The organism is Saccharothrix hoggarensis (assembly GCF_052936025.1).
The window spans coordinates 1,127,214-1,147,000 of the sequence record NZ_CP193624.1 but is presented as its reverse complement, the minus strand read 5'-3'; the positions used below and the strand labels follow the sequence as shown (position 1 = coordinate 1,147,000).

The window sequence follows — 19,787 nt, the reverse complement described above, 5'->3', positions numbered from 1 at the left end:
ACGACGGCGTTCGGACCGAAAGTTTCACCGACGGACCCCTGCCGCCAAACGGACGCATAACCTGTTGCCGCAGCTCAACACGCCATTTGAGACTCGCAACTTTCACGAAACTCATTGTCCGCAGCGAAGGGGTGACACATAGTGACGGCAACTCACGCCGTGATCCTCAAGGAGGAGGGATGGTCTTGAGAACCCTTCTGGCCGTGGCTCTGCTCTTCGCCGCACCGCTGCTTCCCGCGAACGTCGCGTCCGCCGCTCCCGCCGCACCGCGGGCCGCGGCCGCGTGCACCGGGTACGTGGCGCTGACCTTCGACGACGGGCCGAGCCCGCAGTTCACCCGTCAGCTCCTGTCCGCGCTGAACTCGGTCGGCGCGCGGGCGACGTTCTTCGACTTGGGCTCCAAGGTCCAGCAGTACCCGGACCTGGCCCGCGCCACCACCGCGGCGGGCATGTGGGTGGGCAACCACTCCTGGTCGCACCCGTACCTGACCCGGCTCAGCGCGGCCGACCTGACCAGGGAGCTGTCCACCACCTCCACCGCGATCCGGAACGCGACCGGCCAGTCGCCGACGCTCTTCCGCCCGCCGTACGGCGACACGAACCACACCGTGCAGTCGGAGGCGCGCCGGCTCGGCATGGCGCAGGTCCTCTGGTCGGTCGACACGCGGGACTGGGCCAACGCCTCGACGGACGCCATCGTGCGCGCCGCGTCGGCGGCGAACGCGGGCGGCGTCGTGCTGATGCACGACGGCTACCAGTCCACGGTGAACGCCGTGCCGCAGATCGTCCGCAACCTCCAGGCACGGGGCCTGTGCGCCGGCCGCATCGACAGCACCGGACGGGCGGTGGCGCCGTGAAGGTCCTCGGCGCGGCCCTGACCGCCCTGGCCGCGGTGGCGGCGTTCGTGCTGGCCTCGGTGGCCGCACCGCAGGCCTCGGCGGCCACGCTGACCGAGGTGACGAGCTTCGGCACGAACCCGAGCAACCTGCGCATGCACCTGTACGTGCCGGACCGCACCCAGGCGAGGCCGCCGGTGCTGCTGGCGGTGCACTACTGCACGGGTTCCGGCCCGGCGCTGCACTCGGGCACGGAGTTCGCCCGGCTGGCCGACCAGCACGGGTTCATCGTGATCTACCCGTCGGCGACCCGCAGCGGCAACTGCTTCGACGTGTCCAGCCCGCAGGCGCTGCGGCGCGACGGCGGCAGCGACCCGGTCGGGCTGATGTCCATGGTCCGGTACGTCCTGCAGCGCTACAACGGCGACACCGCGAGGGTTTTCGTCACCGGCGTCTCGTCCGGCGCGATGACCACGAACGTCATGCTGGCCAACTACCCGGACGTGTTCGCCGCCGGCGCGGCGTTCGCGGGCGTGCCCGCGGGCTGCTTCGCCACGACGGACGGCTCGGGCTGGAACAGCGCGTGCGCCAACGGCCAGGTGCTCAAGACGCCGCAGGAGTGGGGTGACATCGCCCGCGCCGCGTACCCCGGCTACACCGGGGCCCGTCCGCGCATGCAGACGTGGCACGGCACCGCGGACGACACCCTGCGGTACCCGAACTTCGGCGAGCAGATCGACCAGTGGACCAACGTGCACGGCCTGTCCACGACGCCGACGTCCACCGACAGCCCGCAGGCCGGCTGGACGCGCACCCGTTACGGCACCAAGGTCGAGGCCATCTCCATGCAGGGCACCGGCCACAACCTGCTCGGCCCGGGCATGGCGTTGCGCGCCATCCAGTTCTTCGGGCTCGACCAGAACGGCGGCACCAGCACGACCACCACCACTACGACGACCACGACCACGACCACCAGCACGACGACGACCACCACGACCCCTCCCCCGACCGGCGGGTGCAAGGTCACGTACGCCGTCAACTCGTGGAACACGGGGCTGACGGCGAGCGTCACCATCGCCAACACGGGCGCCGGCGCCGTCAACGGCTGGCAGCTCGCGTTCACCCTGCCCGGCGGGCAGACCATCACCAGCGGGTGGAACGCCACGTACTCGCCCACCAGCGGTGCGGTCACGGCGCGGAACGCCTCCTACAACGCCGCCATCAACCCCGGCCAGTCCGTCGGCATCGGGTTCCAGGCGACGCACGGGGGCAACACCGACAAGCCGACCTCGTTCACGCTCAACGGAGCCGCGTGCGCGATCGGCTGAGATGAGGAGAAGGGCCCCGCACCGGAGCGGGGCCCTTCTCCTCGCACACCAAGTCCTCGGGCTCGGGCGTCACGCCCAGAGGTGGCCGTCGAGCCGTTCCGCGGCCTCGTCCAACGTCCCCGCGTACGCGCCGGTGGACAGGTACTTCCACCCCGCGTCGGCGACCACGAACGCCACGTCCGCCGACTCGCCGCGCGCCACCGCCTTCTCCGCCGCGGCCAGCGCCGCGTGCAGGATCGCGCCGGTGGAGATGCCCGCGAAGATGCCCTCCACCTCCAGCAGCTGCCGGGTCCGGCGCAGCGCGTCGTACGAGCCCACCGAGTAGCGGCCGGTCAGCACCTCGGCGTCGTACAGCTCGGGCACGAAGCCCTCGTCGAGGTTGCGCAGGCCGTACACCAGCTCGCCGTACCGCGGCTCGGCCGCGATGACCTGCACGTCCGGCTTGTGCTCGCGCAGGTACCGGCCGACGCCGACGAGGGTGCCGGTGGTGCCGAGGCCCGCGACGAAGTGCGTGATCGTCGGCAGGTCCTTCAGGATCTCCGGCCCGGTGCCGTGGTAGTGCGCGCCGGGGTTCGCCGGGTTGCCGTACTGGTACAGCATCACCCAGTCCGGGTTCTGCGCGGACAGCTCCTTGGCCAGCGCCACGGCCTGGTTCGAGCCACCCGCCGCCGGCGAGAACACGATCCGCGCGCCGTAGGCCTGGAGCAGCTGCCTGCGCTCGGTGGACGTGTTCTCCGGCATCACGCACACCAGGCCGTAGCCCTTGAGCTTGGCGGCCATGGCGAGCGCGATGCCGGTGTTGCCGGACGTCGGTTCCAGGATCGTGCAGCCTGGGGTGAGCACCCCGCTCCGCTCGGCCTCCTCGATCATCATCAGGACCGGGCGGTCCTTGATCGAGCCGGTCGGGTTGCGGTCCTCCAGCTTCGCCCACAGCCGCACGTCCTTCGACGGCGACAGCCGGGGCAGCCCCACCAGGGGCGTGCCGCCGACGGCGTCGAGCAGTGACTCGTACCGCGCCACGATGATCCTCCGGGATCGATCAGCCGCCGGCGACGGCCGGGAGGATCGTCACGGTGTCGCCGTCCTTGACGGCGGCTTCGAGGCCGCCCGCGAACCGCACGTCCTCGTCGTTGACGTAGACGTTGACGAACCGGTGGAGCGCGCCCTCCTTGACCAGGCGCTGCTTCAGGCCACCGTGGTTGGTCTCCAAGTCGTCGATGACCTCGGCGAGCGTCGCGCCCGCGGCCTCGACGGACTTCTGCCCACCGGTGTGGGTGCGCAGGATCGTGGGGATGGAGACGGTGACGGCCATGCTGGAACCTCCGAGGAACCGGGTTGTGGTGAGGGTGTGGCGGCGAAGACCTGGCTCAGGGACAGTCGGGCGTGTCGTCGGCGCCGGTGTGGGCGAACATGTACGACTCCACGACCTCGACCGGTTCTTCGGTCACCACGCCGTCCACGATCCGGTAGGAGCGCAGCTCGTGCTGCTCCGGGTCCCGGGTGGAGACGAGGACGTAGTGCGCGTCCGGCTCGCTGGCGTAGGAGACGTCCGTGCGGGACGGGTACGCCTCGGTCGCGGTGTGCGAGTGGTAGATGACGACCGGCGCCTCGTCGTTGCGGTCCATCTCGCGCCACACCCGGAGCTGCTCGCCCGAGTCGAAGCGGTAGAAGGTGGGCGAGCGCTCGGCGTTGTCCATCGCGACGAACCGCTCCGGGCGGTCCGAGCCCTCGGGGCCCGCGATGATCCCGCATGCCTCGTCCGGGTGGTCGCGACGGGCATGCTCCACCATCGCGTCCACGAGGTCACGGCGAATCACCAGCACGCCTTCATCCTACGTGGTGGGGGAAGGTGTCCCGCCGTGTGAGAACCCGCACTACACCGGTCCGCGGACGCCCTCCGGAGCCGTCGAGGGGGTCGACGGGACGGCCGTCGGGGAGGCCGCGGCGGTGGTCGCCCTGGTCGGCGGAACGCCCAGCAGGCCGCCCGCGCCGAGGGCCGCGAGCCCGAGCGCCGAGACCGCCCTGGCCACCACGCCGAAGCCGTGCCCGCGCAGCCGGAACGACGTGAGGTAGCACACGGTGGCCGCCGCGTTCGCCGTCAGCTGCACGAACGCCGTGCGCCGCTCCTTCTCGCCCAACGTCCCGTACTCGGCCAGTTCGGTCGCCAGGGACGCGGGCGCCATCGCGAGGCCCGCCCCGATCAGGGTCCGCGCCGCCCGGTTGCCGCCGGGCATCAGGTCGAGCGCCGCCGACGCCGCGTACAGCCCGATCGGCAGCGCCACGACGGCCGGGTGCACCGGCCGGCCCAACGCCCTGGCGCGCAGCAGCTCGGTCACCTCACGGCGGCGCAGCGCCGCCGGCACCGCCTCGGCCAACGCGCCGGCCGCCTTGTCCAGCGCCGGACTGGTCCGCACCCACCTGAACGCCTTCTGCACACCCGACATGGCCACGGGGTACCCACCGGACGGCCGCTACACGCGCCCGGTCGGGCCGTTCCGAGCGGGTTCAGGCGACGTCGACCGCGAGTTGGAGGGCGTCGGCCGCGGCCGTGCACAGGTCGTTCAGCGGAGTGCCCGTCGCCACGCCGGTGGCCACCGCGAACACGGTCGCGGGCGCCGTCACCCCGGCCCGGGCGAACCCGTCGTGCGCCGACATCGCGACCCTGCGGCACTCGGCCGGCCCCAGCTCGGCGTCCACCACGACGAGCCCCACCGCCGTCTCCCCCACGACCGCCAGCGCCGCCGGCACGTCGTCCGACGCCGCCTCGCACGCCGCGTACCCGTCGCCTCCGGGCAGCCCGAGGGCCGCCGCCGCGGGCACGATCGGCACCACCTCGAACGGCCGCGCGCCGACCGGGAACCCGTGCCCGCGTTCCGCCAGCCACCGCACGACGCCGTCCGCCGGCGACAGCCCGCCACCGGCCAGCACCACCGCGTGCACGTGCCGGACGAGCGTCGACGGGTCCAGCAGGTCCAGCTCCCGCGTGCCGACCGGCGCGCCCCGCACGTCCACGCCGGCCACCGCGCCGGCGGGCGCCAGCAGCACCGCGACGCCCGGCACGCGCCCGAGCAGCATCAGTTCATGACCGCTTCGACCAGCGTCTCCTGCACCCACGTCAACCAGTGGTAGACGCCGAGGTGCGGCGAGCGCGGGTCGTCGGGCGGCAGCTCGTCCGGCATGTCCTCCTGCACGTCGAGCGCCGTGCCCAGGGCCAGCCGCACGTCGTTCAGCGCCGACAGCCACGCCTCGGCCTGCTCCAGCCGCAGCCGGACCTCGCCGCCGTCGGGCGGGCACGTCTCCAGCACCACGGCCGCGACGCCGGTCTTCAGGTCCAGCAGCTCCGGCTCGTGCAGCGAGCGCAGGGCGTTGGCCGAGTCGACCTCCGCCGGGTCCGGCGCGTCCGGGTCAAGCCGGTGGAAGTCGGGCAGCAGCCGCCCCAGGATGGGGTCGTCGGGCGGCGACGACGGGCCCGTGCGGATGCCGGTCAGCTCCGCCAGCTCGTCCTGCGGCGCCTCCTCGGCGCGTGCCAGCAGCATGTCCTGGATCTGGCTCACCAGGCCGCGGACCACGGCGGCCTCCTGCCGGTCGAACCGGCCGAGCACCTGGTCGCCGGTGCGGGTCCACTTCTTCACGACGAACGCTGCATGGTCGCCCAGAGCCCGGCCGCGTGCAGCTTGGCCACGTCGGCCTCCACCTTGTCCTTGCTCCCCGACGACACGATCGCCCTGCCCTTGTGGTGCACGTCCAGCATCAACTTGGTCGCGTGGTCGCGGCTGTAGCCGAACAGCTTCTGGAACACGTACGTCACGTAGGACATCAGGTTCACCGGGTCGTTCCAGACCAGGGTCTGCCACGGGCGGTCCTCGGTGCGGACCTCCTCGCCGGCCGGGTCAACCTGCGTCCGCTCATGCTCGACGGGCGTGGTCATACCGCCAATGGTGTCATGTTCCGGTGCGTGGCGGAGCCCACAGGTCCGCACACGGCTACGGGCCTAGGCTTTGCTCCCATGTCGACGTCGCTGTTCACCGACCACTACGAGTTGACGATGCTCGCCGCGGCCCTGCGCGACGGCACCGCCGACCGGCCGTGCGTCTTCGAGGTCTTCGCCCGGCGGCTGCCCGAGGGCAGGCGGTACGGCGTGGTGGCCGGCACGGGCCGGGTGCTCGACGCGATCGCCGACTTCACGTTCGCCGAGCGCGACCTGGAGCTGCTGGAACGCACGGACGTCGTGGACCGGGACACCCTGTCGTGGCTCGCGGACTACCGGTTCACCGGCGACGTGGACGGCTACCCGGAGGGCGAGCTGTACTTCCCCGGCTCGCCGATCCTGTCGGTGCGCGCGCCGTTCGGCGTGGGCGTGGTGCTGGAGACCCTGGTCCTGTCGATCCTCAACCACGACAGCGCGATCGCGTCGGCGGCGGCCCGCATGGTGGGCGCGGCGAACGGCCGGCGGATGATCGAGATGGGCTCGCGCCGCACGCACGAGGAGGCCGCGGTGGCGGCGGCCCGCGCCGCGTACCTGGCGGGCTTCACCGCGACGTCCAACCTGGAGGCCGCGCGCCGCCACGGCATCCCGACCGCCGGCACGTGCGCGCACGCGTTCACCCTGCTGCACGACAGCGAGGAGGAGGCGTTCCGGTCGCAGGTCGAGGCGCTGGGCGTGGACACCACGCTGCTGGTGGACACCTACGACATCACCAACGGCATCAAGACCGCCGTGCAGGTCGCCGGGCCGTCGCTGGGCGCGGTGCGGATCGACTCCGGCGACCTGGGCGTGCTGGCGCGGCAGGCGCGGGACCAGCTGGACTCGTTGGGCGCGAAGAACACCCGGATCGTGGTGTCGGGCGACCTCGACGAGTACGCGATCGCGATGCTGCGGGCCGAGCCGGTGGACGCGTACGGCGTCGGCACGTCCCTCGTGACGGGTTCCGGCGCGCCGACCGCGGGCATGGTCTACAAGCTGGTCGAGGTGGACGGTCGGCCGGTCGCGAAGCGCAGCTCGCACAAGGAGTCCCGCGGCGGGCGCAAGGAGGCGCTGCGGCGGCACAAGGAGACCGGGACGGCGCTGGAGGAGGTCGTGTACCCGCACGACGCCCGGCCCGAGATGGGCGCGCACGACCGGCTGCTCGCCGTGCCGCTGATCCGCGCTGGACAACGGGTGGACGGCCTGGACACCCTGGCGGAGAGCCGGGAACGGCTGCGCGCCGCGCTGGTGACCGTGCCGTGGGAGGGCCTGAAGCTGTCCCGCGGCGAGCCCGCGATCCCGACGACGTTCCTGTGAGCCGGCCCGGTGGCCGTGCCCGGTGAGCAGGCGGAGCCCGAAGGGGGCCTCATGAGCAAGGCGCTGATCGTGGTGGACGTGCAGAACGACTTCTGCGAGGGCGGCTCCCTGGCCGTGACGGGGGGCGCGGCGGTGGCGGCGGCGATCTCGGCGCACCTCCGCGAGTCGTCGTACGACCACGTGGTGGCGACCCGCGACTACCACGTCGACCCCGGCGCGCACTTCAGCGAGACGCCGGACTTCGTGGACTCGTGGCCGGTGCACTGCGTGGCCGGCACGGCGGGCGCGTCGTTCCACCCGGAGCTGGACGTGACGGCGGTGGAGGCGGTGTTCTCCAAGGGCGCGTACGCGGCGGCGTACTCGGGGTTCGAGGGCGAGTCCGGGTCGGGCGAGCAGCTGGTGGAGTGGCTGCGGGCGCGCGGGGTGGAGCGGGTGGACGTGGTCGGGATCGCGACCGACCACTGCGTGCGGGCGACCGCGCTGGACGCGGCGGGCGCCGGGTTCTCGACCACCGTGCTGCTCGACCTCACGGCGGGTGTCTCGCAGGCGACCGTGGACAGCGCGTTGGCGCAGCTCGGCGATGCCGGTGTGACGCTGTCCGGCACGCCCCGCGTGGGCTGAGGGCCGGGCGCGCCGAAACCGGGCACCCCGACCGGTCGGTTCGGGGTGCCCGGCGCCGGAGGGGTGTCCGGTTCGGCCAGGGGTGTCGGGCTCGGCCAGAGGTGCGGGGCTCGGCCAGGTGTCGGGCTCGGCCCGGCGGGCGTCGGGCCTCGGCCTGCGGGTCTCGGCCTGTCGGCGTCGGGTCCGTCAGGGGGTGGGCGAGCAGGCCGTCGCCCCGAGGACCACCTCGCCGCTGACGGTGGACGCCGGGGTGAACCTGATGTGCAGCAGGTTCATCGCGATGCCGCCGTCGTTCGGCTCGGGCAGGGTCGTCTCGCCGAACGTCGCCGTCGCGAGCACCGTGCCGTCGCCCTTCTTCACCTCGTGCACGTGGTTCGCCGGGATCTGCTCGGGCAGCCCGGGGAAGCCCCGCAGGCCGCCGATCGACCAGGCCGCGCTCGTGCCGGACTCGGTCCCGGTGCAGGTGACCTTCCACTTGCCCACCCGCAGCCGCGGGCCGCCGAGCGACACGAGGGCGGACAGCTCGAAGTCGGCGCCCTCCGCCTCGGACGTCGTGGTGGTCGTGCCGCTCGCCTCGTCCACGACCGCCCTGGTGCACGTGGACGTCCCCGCGCCGAACCGCACGCCGGTGCGGACCGCGGGCTCGGACGTGGCGGAGGTGGTCCCGTCCACGGCGCACGGCGCCAGCGGCGCGACGCTGACCTGCGTGCCGGCCTTGGTGAACGCGGCGGAGCCGACGGACGCGACGCCCGCCGGGTTGGCCGCCCACGCGGGCGGGGCCGCGACCAGGCCGAGCACCAGCGCCGCGGTCACCGCTCCGACCCGGCGCGCTCGGATCTGCTTCATGGTGTCGCCCTTCTGCTCTTCCTCGTGGAGGACTATCGAACTCCGGCGCGTCGCGGGTAATGCCCGTTGCCCGCACATCACCCGCACGAGTAATGAGCGATACACGGTCGAGTGAGAAACAGCGGAGTGCAACTCAGCACGGAATGCGAACCGGCAAGGGCGCGGTGGCGAAATCGCTCGGCAGGCCCACCAGTCGTTCCAACGCCCCGCGCACCCGTGACGCGGCACAGCCGTCGCCGAACGGGTTGCGCCCGAGCGGCAGGCGCAGCCGCGAGCCGAGCACCCAGCCGGCCTCGGCGATGATCCGGATCGGGTCCGTGCCGACCAGCCAGGCGCACCCGGCCTCGACGGCGGACATCCGCTCGGTCGTGTCGCGCAGCACCAGCACCGGCACCCCGAACGACGGCGCCTCCTCCTGCAGCCCGCCGGAGTCGGTGAGCACCAGGGCGGCCCGGCGCAGCGCGCGCACCAGGTCCGAGTAGTCCAGCGGCCCGGTGACGACGATCCGGTCGTGCCCGCCCAGCACCTCGCGGACCGCGGCGGCCACCCCGGGGTTGGGGTGCGCGGGCACCAGCACGCGCACGTCGGGGTGCCGGTCGGCGATCGCCCGCACGGCGCGCAGCACCCGTTCCAGCGGCTCGCCCCACGACTCCCGGCGGTGCGCGGTCACCAGCACCAGCCGCTCGGAGCGCTCGTCGAGGACGCGTTCCAGCAGCGCGACGCCCGGGTTCCGGGCGGGCAGGTCGGCGGCGGCGACGCGGCGCACGGCGTCGACCACGGTGTTGCCGGTGACCACGATCTCGCGGTCCGGCATGCCCTCGCCGACGAGCGCGGCGGCGGCGTCGTCGGTCGGGGCGAGGTGCAGGGTGGCGATGCGGGCGATCATCTGCCGGGTGCCCTCCTCGGGGAACGGTCCCGCGAGGTCGCCGGTGCGCAGGCCCGCTTCGAGGTGCGCCACCGGGATGCCGCGCCAGAACGCGGCGAGCGCGCCCGCCAGCGCGGTGGTCGTGTCGCCCTGCACGAGGACGACGGCGGGGTCGCGGGTGCGCAGCACCCGGTCGAACGCCGGCACCAGGCCCGCCAGGAGTTCCGCCTGGCTGCCGGTGGCGCGCGGCACGTCGAGCGCGACGTCCGCGCGCAGGCCGAACGAGCGCAGCGCCGGTCCGACCATGCCGCCGTGCTGTCCACTGTGGACGATGACGGGCCGGAGCACCGGGTGGTCGGCCAGGGCCAGGGCCACCGGTGCGATCTTCACCGCTTCGGGCCGGGTGCCCGCGAGCAGCAGGACTTCCTTCACCTTGCTCCTTCCTCACGCTGGGGTGCGGCGCCCCGGAGCGCGCCTGGGGCGGGCGCGCTCCGGGGCACACGCGCGCTACTCGTCGGCCGCGGCCCGTCGCCTGCGGGCGGAGTGGGCCAGGAACAGCCCGGCGACCAGGAGGACCACCCCGGCCACCACCCACCACGCCACGCCGGCGCCGGTCGCCGCCAACGAGCCGATCCCCGTGCCCACCGCGATCCCGCTCCCGGGAACCCGGTACACGGCTCAGACCGCCGCGATCTCGCGCCGGCGGCGGATGGCCACCGCGGCGACGGGCACGCCGACCAGGGCGAGCAGGCCCAGGCCGAGCCACAGCCCCGCGCCGGAGGCCATCGGGATCGGCAGGCCCGCGGGGCCGCAGGTGGCGGACGACACCACCAGGTCGCCGGCGCCGACCGAGCCGAGCGCGCCGCCGATGAGGGTGAGGTGGAGGGCGTTGACGGTCAGGCTGCCGTCGGCGTTGCGGACCTGCTCGTTGAGCACGAGCCTCGCGATGTCGACGCCGAGCAGCTCGACGTCGACGGTGGTGTTGGGCGCCGGGTCGGCGTCGACCGTGCCGAGCCTGCCGAGGTTCAGCCCGACCAGCTTGGACGTGCCGACGAGCCCTTTCTGGGTGGCCGAGCACTCGGCTTCCACGACCTCGGCGGACACACCGCCGGTGAAGGACCGGAGCAGGTCGAGCCGCACGTCGGCGGCACTGGCCCGGGACTGGACGGCGCCGGTCTTCTCGTCGCGCGACGCGGACGTGGCGAGCACGCCGGTTCTCAGGACCTCGGGCAGGTCCACGCCCGCGAACGTGCTTGTGGTCGGCCCGTTCGCGTCGGCGGCGGCGAAGGGGCCGGCCGACACCGCGTCGCTGCCCAGCAGGGACAGGTCGAGCTTCGCGCCGTAGGCCGAGGCGTCGCCGGGCGCCGCCGAGGCGGGCGCGGCGCCGACCACCAGCGCCGCGACGGCGACCAGTCCGGCCACCGCGGCGCGACGCGTCATTCGCACACGCATGGAGCTCCTTTCTCGGGTCGAGCTAGGGGGTGTGGCGTCGTCGGGCCGCTGCGCGGTTGGCAGGGGTGCGAAAGGCAGGTCTCGCCACATTTGTCGAGCAATTGCCCCTATCGGCGTTCCACCCGTCGAATTAAGGGTTACTGACCGTAAAGAGGGACGGCGTCCACTCGAATCGCCCAATCGTGGGCACCGAACGTGGGTTTTCGGCCGGCGTTCCCGGCACGTTGTCACTCGATCCGGGGGTGAGGATCGCCGTACGCCCGTCCGATGACCTCCAAGCAGCCCTATCGGGCGATCCCCGATCAACGGAAAGGAATCGTTCAGTGGCGCTTGCCGTGCCCCGTCCCTCACACCTCAACCGGGTGATCGTCGTCGCACTGGTCGTGGCCGCGGCCGGCCTCGTGTTGGCGCACCGGGCCTACCGGACGGCCGAGATCGCGCTGTCCGGCCTCCTGCTCGACGCGCTCAGCACCGACGGCGTGGAGGTGGTCGCCGCACGGCAGACCGTCTACTTCGGCCTCGGCTCGGACACCCCGCTCGGCCTGCGGATGACGCCGGAGTGCACGTCGGCGTTCCTGGTCCTGCCGCTGCTGGTGGTCGGCGCGGTGATGATCGCGCTGCGGCCGCGGATCACCCGGCGGGTGCTGTTCGCGCTGGCCGTGGCCGCCGTCGCGGTGGTCGTGGTCAACCAGTTCCGGGTGCTCACGCTGGTGGGGCTGGTCGAGTGGCTGGGCGTGGACACCGGCTACTACTGGGGCCACACGCTGCTCGGCTCGATGGTGAGCGTGTTCGGCGGCGCGGCCGCGCTGGTCGCGTTCGTGTGGTTGGCGACGCGGAAGTGAGGCGCACCGCTGCCGTGCCCGCGACCGCTGTGCCCGCCGCCGTTGTGCCCGCCGCCGTTGTGCGCACCGCCGCCGTGCCCGCGACCGCCGTGCCCGCCGCCGTCGTCCCTGCCGCCGGCGGGGAGGCGCCGTGAGCCTCGACGTCGTCCTGGGGTTCACCCAGGCGTTGGCGCTGACGATGAGCGTCGCGTTCCTGACCTACGTGTTCCTGATCGTCGTCCCGTACCTGCGGTACCGGCCGAGGCCCGTCGGGGAGGCCGCCGCGTTCGAGTGGCACTTCCTGGTGCCGTGCCGCGACGAGGAGGCCGTCATCGGCGGCACCGTGCGCTACCTGCGCGACGCGTTCCCCATCGCGCACGTGTGGGTCATCGACGACGACTCCGACGACGGCACCGCGGCCGTCGTGCGCGGCTTCCGGGGCGACCGGAACGTCCACCTCGTGCGCCGCCACCGCCCGCACGCCCGCACCGGCAAGGGAGACGCGCTCAACGACGCCTACCGGACGTTGAAGCTCTGGATGGGACGGCACGCCGACGCGGACCGGGCCGTGGTCGTCGTGGTGGACGCGGACGGCCGGCCGGCGCGCAACTGCCTGGAGGTGTGCGCGGCGGACCACCTGTTCGGCGACGCCGAGGTCGGCGCGGTGCAGGTGGACGTGCGGATGGTGAACGCGGGCGTGCGGCAGGTGGGCGTGCCGCGGTGGCGCGGGTTCCTCGGCGACGTGCTGGTGCGGATGCAGGACCTGGAGTTCCGCACCGCGATCGCGGCCATCCAGCTGTCGCGCGGCGTCACCGGCACGATCTCGATGGGCGGCAACGGCCAGTTCACCCGGCTGTCGGCGCTCGACTCGATCGCCGGGCGGCTCGGGCAGCCGTGGCGCGGGTCGCTGCTGGAGGACTTCGAGCTGGGCGTGCACCTGCTGACGGCGGGGTGGCGCACCGGCTTCACCCTGGACACGCACGTGCACCAGGAAGGGCTGTACAGCCTGCGGCGGTTCCTCGCCCAACGCACCCGCTGGGGCCAGGGCACCATGCAGTGCATGCGGTACGTGCGGCGGATCTGGGCCTCGCCGCACCTGTCCACGCTGGGCGCCGCCGAGATGATGTACTACCTGGCCCAGCCGTGGATGCAGCTGCTCGGCACGCTCATCTACCCGATCCCGCTCGTCCTGCTCGGCCACCGCGCCGTGACGACCCCGGGCGATGTGTGGGCGTGGTTCGCGGACGGCGCGTGGGTCCTGTTCACCGTCTACGGGCTGTTCGGCCTGCTGCCGTTCGTGCTGTGGGGGCCGGTGTACCGCAAGCGATGCGAGCCGGGGGTCGGCCTCGGGCGGGCGATCGGGTACGGGTTCGCGTACGCGCTCTACATCTACACGTTCTACATCACGTCGTGGCGTGCGCTGAGCAGGCTGGTGCGCGGCCGCAACGGCTGGACGAAGACCCGGCGCAACACCGAGCGGGTCGCGCGCGGGGTCGCCCTCGACCACTGACGGCCGCCCGAGGTCGGCGACGACCACTGACGGCCGCTGACGGCCGGCTACGACCACGGCCGCCCGAGGTCGGCCACGACGGCTGACGGCCGCGCGGCGGGTTCGGGGTTCCCGCGTGAGATGGCCAACTTTGTAGAGGTTCGACAAAGACCGAACGAGTGATCGGCGGTTAACCTCCCGGAGAAGTCGATCCTCTGGGAGGTCCCCGTGTCCGTCCTCGCCGTTCCCGGCCGTCGCGCGGTGCTCGCCGACCTGGTCCCGGGTGCTCTCGCACGTGACATCGCCCTGGTCGTCGCGGGCGCCGGCCTGACCGGCCTCGCCGCCCAGGTCGCGCTGCCGGTGCCGGGCAGCCCCGTGCCGCTCACCGGTCAGACGTTCGCCGCGCTGCTGGTGGGCGCCGCCCTCGGGTGGCAGCGCGGTGGCGCGTCGATGGTGCTCTACCTGATCGCCGGCGTGGCCGGTGTCCCGTGGTTCCAGGGCGGCTCGTCGGGCATGCCCGCGTCGCTCGGGTACGTGGTCGGTTTCGTGTTCGCGGGCGCGCTCGTCGGCCACCTGGCCGCCCGCGGCGGCGACCGGACGCCGTTGCGCACGGTCGGCACGATGGCGGTCGGCAACCTGGTGATCTACGCGTGCGGCGTGCCCTACCTGATGGCCGCCGCCGGGGTGGGTCTCGGCAAGGCGCTCCAGCTCGGCGTGACGCCGTTCCTGCTCGGCGACGCGCTCAAGATCGCCCTCGCCGCCGGCCTGCTGCCCGCCGCCTGGGCGCTCGTCAACCGCAAGTAGCGTCGGCCGGGTCCGACCCGAATCGACGGGGTGGGCGGGTACGGTCTTCGCCGTGCCCGCCACCACCGCCATCCCCGACACCCGCACGTTGCTCGCCGTCGCCGTCGAGGCGGTCGGCGGGGCCGAACGCCGGGGTCAGGTCGACATGGCCGAGGCGGTCGAGCGGGCGATCCGGACCGGCGAGCACCTGGCCGTGCAGGCGGGCACCGGGACGGGCAAGTCGCTGGCGTACCTGGTGCCGTCGCTGCGGCACGCCGTGGCCGAGGAGTCGACCGTCGTCATCTCCACCGCCACGATCGCGCTGCAACGCCAGCTCGTGGACCGCGACCTGCCCCGGCTGGCCAAGGCGCTGAAGAAGGAGCTCGGTCGCGAGCCGCGGTTCGCGATCCTGAAGGGCCGCCGCAACTACCTGTGCATGCACCGGCTGCACACCGGCGCCCCGGACGAGCCGGAGGACGCGGGCCTGTTCGACCCGTTCGCGGTGTCCAAGATGGGCCGCGAGGTCAAGCGGCTGCACGAGTGGTCGTCCGACACCGAGACCGGTGACCGGGACGAACTCGTGCCCGGCGTCACCGACCAGGCGTGGCGGCAGGTCTCCGTGACGGCCCGCGAGTGCCTCGGCGTGAACAAGTGCCCGATCGGCGTCGACTGCTTCGCCGAGCGGGCGCGGGCCGAGGCGGGCCGGGCGGACGTCGTGGTGACGAACCACGCGATGCTCGCCGTGGACGCCCTGGAGGGCTACCAGGTGCTGCCCGACCACGACGTCGTCGTGATCGACGAGGCGCACGACCTGGTCGACCGGGTCACGTCGGTCGCGACGGAGGAGCTGAGCGCGTCCCTGGTGGCGACCGCCGCGCGCCGGTGCGGGCGGCTGATCGACCAGGGCGTCGCCGACCGGATGGCCGAGGCGAGCGACGGCCTCGCGATGATCCTCGAAGAGCTGCCGGTGGGCCGGCTGGACAGCCTGCCGCAGGCCCTCGCCGGCGCCGTGCGGGCCACCAAGGACGCAGCGCACGCGTGCATCACGTCCCTGGGCCCGGAGCGCAAGGAGGACGTGGACGGCGCGACGTCCCGCAAGCTCGCCCTGTCCCTGCTGGACGACGTGCACGACTGCGCCGCGCGCATCCTGGCCGCTTTCGACGAGGACCACGACGTGGTGTGGGTGTCGGGCGACTTCGCCGACCGGAACAAGCCGCCGTCGCTGCGGGTCGCGCCGCTCGGCGTCGGCGGGCTGCTGCGCGAGCGGCTGTTCGGCAAGCGCACCACGATCCTGACGTCGGCGACGCTGACGCTCGGCGGCACGTTCGACACGCTGGCGCGGCAGTGGGGGCTGCCGGCGTCGTCGAACGCGAAGAAGGCCGAGGGCGCGGCGACCGACAAGGAGCCGCCGTCGGACGCGGGCGGCCCGCGGTGGACCGGCCTCGACGTCGGGTCGCCGTTCGAGCACGGCAGCAGCGGCATCCTGTACGTGGCCCGGCACCTGCCGCCGCCGGGACGTGACGGCCTGCCACCGTCCTACGTGGACGAGATCGAGGGCCTGGTCAACGCGGCGGGCGGCCGCACGCTCGGCCTGTTCTCGTCGATGCGCGCGGCCAAGGCGGCGGCCGAGGCGTTGCGCGGCAAGGTCGACTACCCCGTGCTGTGCCAGGGCGACGACGCCACCGGCCAGCTGGTCAAGCGGTTCGCCGAGGACGCGGAGACGTGCCTGTTCGGCACGTTGTCGCTGTGGCAGGGCGTGGACGTGCCGGGGCCCGCGCTGCAACTGGTCGTGATGGACCGCATCCCGTTCCCGCGCCCGGACGACCCGCTGGCGTCGGCCCGGCAGAAGGCCGTGGAATCGCGCGGCGGCAACGGTTTCCTCACCGTCGCCGCCACCCACGCGGCCCTGCTGCTCGCCCAGGGCGCCGGGCGACTGCTGAGGTCGATGAACGACAAGGGCGTGGTCGCCGTCCTCGACCCGCGCCTCGCGACGGCCCGGTACGGCGGCTTCCTGCGCGCCTCGCTGCCGCCGTTCTGGACGACCTACGACCCGGAGGTCGTGCGGGCGGCGCTGAAGCGCCTCGACGCGGCGAGCGCCTAGCCGTCCACCAGCAGGCCACGCAGCGGGCCTTGGAGGCGGCCGGCGCGGCGGGAGACGCCCGGCAGGGCGGTGACGCGGTGCTCGCCGGAGGCGTCGAGGGTGCCGCGCCACAACCGGTCGACGACCTCGTGCGCCGGGCCGGAGACGTCGTCCACCGGGCACTGGAGGTGCTCGGACCACAGCCGCAGGCGGGTGTCGCGGGTGATCTCGGCGTCGTCCGTCACGACGTTGACCTCGGTGTCGTTGAACAGCGAGTGCTCGTTGAGGTTGGCCGAGCCGAGGCTGAGCCAGCGGTCGTCCACGATCGCCAGCTTGGCGTGCACGTACACCGAGGACGACTTCGCGCCGTCGTGCGACGAGAGGGTCGCGGCGACCAGGCGGTGGTTGCCGTCGTCCGCGTCGAGCAGCCGGCCCAGCTGGCCGCGGGTGGTGTCGGCGCCGTTGCTGGGCTTGCGCGGCAGCACGAGCACGACGCGGAAGTCCGGGTGCGGCGGGTTGCGGAGCTTGTCGAGCAGGATCTCGGTCACCTCGGGCGACCAGAGGAACTGGTTCTCGATGTAGACCAGCCGTGACGCGGCCCGCAGCGCCCGCAGGTACGAGTCCAGCAGGCTGAACTCGCCGTCCGGGATGAAGTCGTAGGTGCGCTCGGGGATCGTCCGCACGAGCTGCGCCGACGACGAGCCCGCGGGCGGCGGCGGGGTGACCGGGGGCAGCTCCTCCTTCGCGATCTCCTGCCACCGCGCCCGGAAGTGCTCGGCCACGTCGGCGACGATCGGTCCTTCCAGGCGCGTGCCGAGGTCGTGCCAGCCCAGCGGCTCGCGCGGCGGGTGGGTCGGCGTGTCGTGCCGGTCGCCCTCCACGGCGGTCAGGTCCATCCCACCGACGAACGCGATCTCGTCGTCCACCACCACGATCTTCTCGTGGTGGCAGTGCAGCGTCCGCTCGCGCGCGTCGATCTCGCACCGCACCGCGCTGTCACGGGTGAACTCGCGCCGGCTCGCCAGCACCCGCTTGCGGGTCGGCTCGAACATCGGCACCGGCGGACCGGCCCACAGCAGCACCCGCACGGGCACCCGCTCGGCGGCCGACGCCAGCAGCTCCCGCAACGTCGGCGAGCCGGGCTCGCGGGTCAGCCGGAAGTCGGGGCTGGCGCACCAGCCCGCCAGGTGCACGGACTTCCGCGCCGACCCGATCGCCTCGGCGATGGCGGGCAGCACCTCGTGCCCGTCGACCAGCACCCGCACCCGGTTGCCGGTGCGCACCGGTCGCCGGGGCGTCCACCAGCCGGACTCGGAGCCGAACACGGCGCCCCAGCCCAGTTTGCGCAACCGTCTCGCGTGGTGCGCGCACAGGAGGTTCTCCAGCCCGTCACCGAGCTTCTCGTCCAGCACGTCCAACAGGCCCACGCCGGGGATGGTTACCGCAAACGGGGCAGGTCAAACGTTGACGGCCACCGTGGCGGTGCCGGGCGCGACCTCCGTGTAGCCGGCGTCCCGCACCAGCACGACGCCCGGACGGGCCACCAGCGCGTCCCAGGCCTCCTTCGACGGCGTGCGCACGGCGCACCGGTAGTCGGCCGCCGCCCACTCCTTCAGCTCGGCCTCGGACAGGTGCGGCGCGAGCAGCATCGACGCGTGCCCGACCTGCGCGGCGGCCTTGCCTGCCGTCATCTCGACCCGCGGGTTGAGCCACAGCTCGTACGCGCCCGCGGGCACCGGGCCGGGGGTGTCGGGCGGGAGCTCGCTGCCGGAGATCTGCAACCGGCTCAGCTCCTTGGGCAGGTCGCCGACCCGGCCGGGCACGAACGCCCGCACCGACGCGCCGCCCACCGTGATCGTCACGCCCGGCAACGCCTGCACGGCGTCCCAGTGCGCGCCACGCGCCCGCCGGGACACCTTGCGGATGCGCCCGCGCACCCACGCCACCACGTCGTCGTGCCACTCGCCGCCCGGCTCGGCGCGCTCGTCGAGGCACACCGCGATCGCCGCGGCCGCCGCCGCCTCCAGCACGTCCGTGCGGGACGGCGGCGCGGACCGCTCGATCCGCAGCACCACGGGCATCGCCCGCACCGACGCCGGGTCCTCCGGGTCGTCGTCGTAGTGCCGGTCCACCAGCATCCGCAGGATCGGGTTCACAGCCGGTTCAGCTCCAGACCGTCCGCCGCGTCCGCGGCCTCCACCTCGGCCCGCGTCACGCCGAGCACGAACAGCACCGCGTCGAGGAACGGGTGCGACAGGGCGGTGTCCGCGACCTCCCGCAACGCGGGCTTCGCGTTGAACGCGATGCCCAGCCCGGCCGCGCCGAGCATGTCGATGTCGTTGGCGCCGTCGCCGACGGCCACCGTCTGCGCCAGCGTGATCCCCTGCTCGTCCGCGAACCGCCGCAGCGCCACCGCCTTGCCCGCCCGGTCCACCACCTCGCCGACGACCCGGCCCGTCAGCTTGCCGTCGACGACCTCGAGCTCGTTCGCCGCGCAGAAGTCCAGCCCCAGGTCGTCCACGAGCCGCTGGATGACCCGGGTGAACCCGCCGGACACCACGCCGCAGCGGAAGCCGAGCCGCTTCAACGTCCGCACCGTCGTGCGCGCGCCGGCCGTCAGCTCCAACGACGCCGCGACCTCGTCCAGCACCGACTCGTCGAGGCCCTCCAGCAACGCCACCCGCCGCCGCAGCGACTCGGTGAAGTCCAGCTCCCCGCGCATCGCCGCGTCGGTGATCTCCTTGACCTGCGGCTCCACGCCGACGTGCGCGGCCAGCATCTCGATCACCTCGCCCTGGATGAGCGTGGAGTCGACGTCGAACACGACGAGCCGCTTCGCCCGGCGGGTCAGCCCCGCCCGTTCCACCGCGATGTCCAGCCCGCCGCGCACCGCCACCTCGGCCAGCGCCGACCGCAGCTGCGCGTCGCTCGCCGGCGTGTCCTCGGCTACGGAAACCCGCAGTTCGAGACCGGTGACGGGGTAGTCGGCCACGCCGCGGATCGCGTCGATGTTCACGCCGAGCGACGCCAGCCGGCGGGCCACCTCGGTGAACGCGCGGGCCGTCATGGGCCGGCCGATGAGGATCAGCACGTGGCTCGACTCCAGCCGCGCGGTGCGCTTCGAGTCGGCGCCGATCTCCACCTCGACGTGCATCGACACCGTCGCCATGGCCTGCTCGACGGCCTCCTGCAGCCCTTCCGGGTCGCGGTCGGCGGCGACGAGCACGCCGAGCACCAACCGGCCGCGGATGACGACCTGCTCGACGTCGAGGATCTCCACGCCGTGCCGCGTGAGCACCGCGAACAGGACCGAGGACACCCCCGGCTTGTCCGGTCCGGTGACCGTGATCAGGACGGGCGTGGCGCTGGGCTTGGTCACTGATGG

The 19,787-nt window shown here is 73.4% G+C and carries 22 protein-coding genes; 8 read left to right on the top strand and 14 right to left on the bottom strand.

All coding sequences use genetic code 11. The annotated features are described in order from the left end of the window. Positions 1 to 203 precede the first annotated feature (203 nt). Both ACRAKH_RS05695 and ACRAKH_RS05690 read left to right on the top strand, forming a co-directional pair. A complete protein-coding gene (locus ACRAKH_RS05695) occupies positions 204 to 857 on the top strand; it encodes a polysaccharide deacetylase family protein (protein ID WP_380724604.1) in 654 nt (217 codons plus the stop codon). Further along, positions 854 to 2,164: an extracellular catalytic domain type 1 short-chain-length polyhydroxyalkanoate depolymerase gene (locus tag ACRAKH_RS05690; protein ID WP_380724603.1), complete on the top strand. Its 1,311-nt coding sequence runs from the start codon at positions 854 to 856 to the stop codon at positions 2,162 to 2,164. The genes ACRAKH_RS05695 and ACRAKH_RS05690 overlap by 4 nt, the downstream gene beginning before the upstream one ends. A gap of 69 nt (positions 2,165 to 2,233) precedes the next feature. Here ACRAKH_RS05690 and ACRAKH_RS05685 read toward each other — a convergent pair whose 3' ends face one another. From ACRAKH_RS05685 to clpS, 7 genes are all read right to left on the bottom strand, one after another. Further along, complete coding sequence (locus tag ACRAKH_RS05685) at positions 2,234 to 3,184, bottom strand: PLP-dependent cysteine synthase family protein (RefSeq protein WP_380724602.1); 951 nt, start codon at positions 3,182 to 3,184, stop codon at positions 2,234 to 2,236. Between the two features lie 19 nt (positions 3,185 to 3,203). Continuing rightward, positions 3,204 to 3,476 carry a MoaD/ThiS family protein gene (locus tag ACRAKH_RS05680; protein ID WP_106615251.1) on the bottom strand — a complete coding sequence of 91 codons (273 nt, stop codon included), beginning with the start codon at positions 3,474 to 3,476 and terminating at the stop codon, positions 3,204 to 3,206. Positions 3,477 to 3,531: 55 nt separating this feature from the next. After that, positions 3,532 to 3,987 carry a Mov34/MPN/PAD-1 family protein gene (locus tag ACRAKH_RS05675; RefSeq protein WP_380724601.1) on the bottom strand — a complete coding sequence of 152 codons (456 nt, stop codon included), beginning with the start codon at positions 3,985 to 3,987 and terminating at the stop codon, positions 3,532 to 3,534. 51 nt (positions 3,988 to 4,038) lie between these two features. Further along, positions 4,039 to 4,608: a DUF2231 domain-containing protein gene (locus ACRAKH_RS05670; protein ID WP_380724600.1), complete on the bottom strand. Its 570-nt coding sequence runs from the start codon at positions 4,606 to 4,608 to the stop codon at positions 4,039 to 4,041. A gap of 61 nt (positions 4,609 to 4,669) precedes the next feature. Then, on the bottom strand, positions 4,670 to 5,239 hold the full coding sequence (locus tag ACRAKH_RS05665; protein ID WP_447009669.1) for a peptidase S58, DmpA: 570 nt from the start codon (positions 5,237 to 5,239) through the stop codon (positions 4,670 to 4,672). Continuing rightward, on the bottom strand, positions 5,239 to 5,796 hold the full coding sequence (locus tag ACRAKH_RS05660; protein WP_380729671.1) for a DUF2017 domain-containing protein: 558 nt from the start codon (positions 5,794 to 5,796) through the stop codon (positions 5,239 to 5,241). Before ACRAKH_RS05660 ends, ACRAKH_RS05665 begins: the two co-directional genes overlap by 1 nt. Next, a complete protein-coding gene (clpS, locus tag ACRAKH_RS05655) occupies positions 5,793 to 6,092 on the bottom strand; it encodes an ATP-dependent Clp protease adapter ClpS (protein ID WP_033438448.1) in 300 nt (99 codons plus the stop codon). The genes ACRAKH_RS05660 and clpS overlap by 4 nt, the downstream gene beginning before the upstream one ends. Positions 6,093 to 6,170: 78 nt before the next feature. On the opposite strand from clpS, the gene ACRAKH_RS05650 reads away from it, so the two are divergent. Together ACRAKH_RS05650 and ACRAKH_RS05645 are read left to right on the top strand one after the other, a co-directional pair. Continuing rightward, a complete protein-coding gene (locus ACRAKH_RS05650) occupies positions 6,171 to 7,445 on the top strand; it encodes a nicotinate phosphoribosyltransferase (protein WP_380729669.1) in 1,275 nt (424 codons plus the stop codon). Between the two features lie 51 nt (positions 7,446 to 7,496). Beyond that, complete coding sequence (locus tag ACRAKH_RS05645; protein WP_380729667.1) at positions 7,497 to 8,066, top strand: isochorismatase family protein; 570 nt, start codon at positions 7,497 to 7,499, stop codon at positions 8,064 to 8,066. 186 nt (positions 8,067 to 8,252) lie between these two features. Here ACRAKH_RS05645 and ACRAKH_RS05640 read toward each other — a convergent pair whose 3' ends face one another. The 4 genes from ACRAKH_RS05640 to ACRAKH_RS05625 all read right to left on the bottom strand — a co-directional run bounded on the left by ACRAKH_RS05640 (position 8,253) and on the right by ACRAKH_RS05625 (position 11,229). Beyond that, positions 8,253 to 8,912, bottom strand: a complete 660-nt coding sequence (locus ACRAKH_RS05640) for a hypothetical protein (protein ID WP_380729665.1) — start codon at positions 8,910 to 8,912, stop codon at positions 8,253 to 8,255. Positions 8,913 to 9,045: 133 nt separating this feature from the next. After that, entirely contained in the window at positions 9,046 to 10,209 is a 1,164-nt protein-coding gene (gene wecB, locus ACRAKH_RS05635; RefSeq protein ID WP_380729663.1) for a non-hydrolyzing UDP-N-acetylglucosamine 2-epimerase, read from the bottom strand. A 75-nt stretch (positions 10,210 to 10,284) separates the two neighbouring features. Further along, positions 10,285 to 10,452: an LPXTG cell wall anchor domain-containing protein gene (locus ACRAKH_RS05630; RefSeq protein ID WP_380729661.1), complete on the bottom strand. Its 168-nt coding sequence runs from the start codon at positions 10,450 to 10,452 to the stop codon at positions 10,285 to 10,287. Between the two features lie 3 nt (positions 10,453 to 10,455). Further along, positions 10,456 to 11,229 (bottom strand): choice-of-anchor P family protein, encoded by a 774-nt coding sequence (locus ACRAKH_RS05625; RefSeq protein WP_447009668.1) that lies wholly within the window; start codon positions 11,227 to 11,229, stop codon positions 10,456 to 10,458. A gap of 362 nt (positions 11,230 to 11,591) precedes the next feature. Here ACRAKH_RS05625 and xrtP point away from each other — a divergent pair, with 362 nt between their 5' ends. The 4 genes from xrtP (at position 11,592) to ACRAKH_RS05605 (ending at position 16,423) form a co-directional block, all read left to right on the top strand. After that, positions 11,592 to 12,071 (top strand): exosortase P, encoded by a 480-nt coding sequence (gene xrtP, locus ACRAKH_RS05620; protein WP_380727251.1) that lies wholly within the window; start codon positions 11,592 to 11,594, stop codon positions 12,069 to 12,071. Positions 12,072 to 12,249: 178 nt separating this feature from the next. Next, positions 12,250 to 13,560, top strand: a complete 1,311-nt coding sequence (locus ACRAKH_RS05615) for a glycosyltransferase (RefSeq protein WP_380727255.1) — start codon at positions 12,250 to 12,252, stop codon at positions 13,558 to 13,560. A gap of 207 nt (positions 13,561 to 13,767) precedes the next feature. After that, positions 13,768 to 14,343, top strand: a complete 576-nt coding sequence (locus tag ACRAKH_RS05610; RefSeq protein ID WP_380727249.1) for a biotin transporter BioY — start codon at positions 13,768 to 13,770, stop codon at positions 14,341 to 14,343. 52 nt (positions 14,344 to 14,395) lie between these two features. Next, complete coding sequence (locus ACRAKH_RS05605; RefSeq protein ID WP_380727247.1) at positions 14,396 to 16,423, top strand: ATP-dependent DNA helicase; 2,028 nt, start codon at positions 14,396 to 14,398, stop codon at positions 16,421 to 16,423. On the opposite strand, the gene ACRAKH_RS05600 is transcribed toward ACRAKH_RS05605, so the two are convergent. Genes ACRAKH_RS05600 through serB form a run of 3 tightly spaced genes read right to left on the bottom strand, consistent with a single transcriptional unit; the run spans position 16,420 to position 19,781 of the window. Continuing rightward, positions 16,420 to 17,829 carry a phospholipase D-like domain-containing protein gene (locus tag ACRAKH_RS05600; protein WP_380727245.1) on the bottom strand — a complete coding sequence of 470 codons (1,410 nt, stop codon included), beginning with the start codon at positions 17,827 to 17,829 and terminating at the stop codon, positions 16,420 to 16,422. The two genes, ACRAKH_RS05605 and ACRAKH_RS05600, sit on opposite strands and share 4 nt — an antisense overlap. A 30-nt stretch (positions 17,830 to 17,859) precedes the next feature. Further along, positions 17,860 to 18,540: a peptidyl-tRNA hydrolase gene (locus tag ACRAKH_RS05595; RefSeq protein ID WP_380727253.1), complete on the bottom strand. Its 681-nt coding sequence runs from the start codon at positions 18,538 to 18,540 to the stop codon at positions 17,860 to 17,862. A 14-nt stretch (positions 18,541 to 18,554) separates the two neighbouring features. Continuing rightward, on the bottom strand, positions 18,555 to 19,781 hold the full coding sequence (gene serB, locus ACRAKH_RS05590; RefSeq protein WP_380727243.1) for a phosphoserine phosphatase SerB: 1,227 nt from the start codon (positions 19,779 to 19,781) through the stop codon (positions 18,555 to 18,557). Positions 19,782 to 19,787: the final 6 nt, after the last annotated feature.

What these genes read in the sequence shown, in the direction of transcription:
- ACRAKH_RS05680 (WP_106615251.1), bottom strand. Translation starts at nt 3,476, where the DNA reads ATGGCCGTCACCGTCTCCATCCCCACGATCCTGCGCACCCACACCGGT.
- ACRAKH_RS05670 (WP_380724600.1), bottom strand. Translation starts at nt 4,608, where the DNA reads ATGTCGGGTGTGCAGAAGGCGTTCAGGTGGGTGCGGACCAGTCCGGCG.
- ACRAKH_RS05665 (WP_447009669.1), bottom strand. Translation starts at nt 5,239, where the DNA reads ATGCTGCTCGGGCGCGTGCCGGGCGTCGCGGTGCTGCTGGCGCCCGCC.
- clpS (WP_033438448.1), bottom strand. Translation starts at nt 6,092, where the DNA reads ATGACCACGCCCGTCGAGCATGAGCGGACGCAGGTTGACCCGGCCGGC.
- ACRAKH_RS05650 (WP_380729669.1), top strand. Translation starts at nt 6,171, where the DNA reads ATGTCGACGTCGCTGTTCACCGACCACTACGAGTTGACGATGCTCGCC.
- ACRAKH_RS05645 (WP_380729667.1), top strand. Translation starts at nt 7,497, where the DNA reads ATGAGCAAGGCGCTGATCGTGGTGGACGTGCAGAACGACTTCTGCGAG.
- ACRAKH_RS05640 (WP_380729665.1), bottom strand. Translation starts at nt 8,912, where the DNA reads ATGAAGCAGATCCGAGCGCGCCGGGTCGGAGCGGTGACCGCGGCGCTG.
- ACRAKH_RS05625 (WP_447009668.1), bottom strand. Translation starts at nt 11,229, where the DNA reads ATGCGTGTGCGAATGACGCGTCGCGCCGCGGTGGCCGGACTGGTCGCC.
- ACRAKH_RS05615 (WP_380727255.1), top strand. Translation starts at nt 12,250, where the DNA reads ATGAGCGTCGCGTTCCTGACCTACGTGTTCCTGATCGTCGTCCCGTAC.
- ACRAKH_RS05595 (WP_380727253.1), bottom strand. Translation starts at nt 18,540, where the DNA reads ATGCTGGTGGACCGGCACTACGACGACGACCCGGAGGACCCGGCGTCG.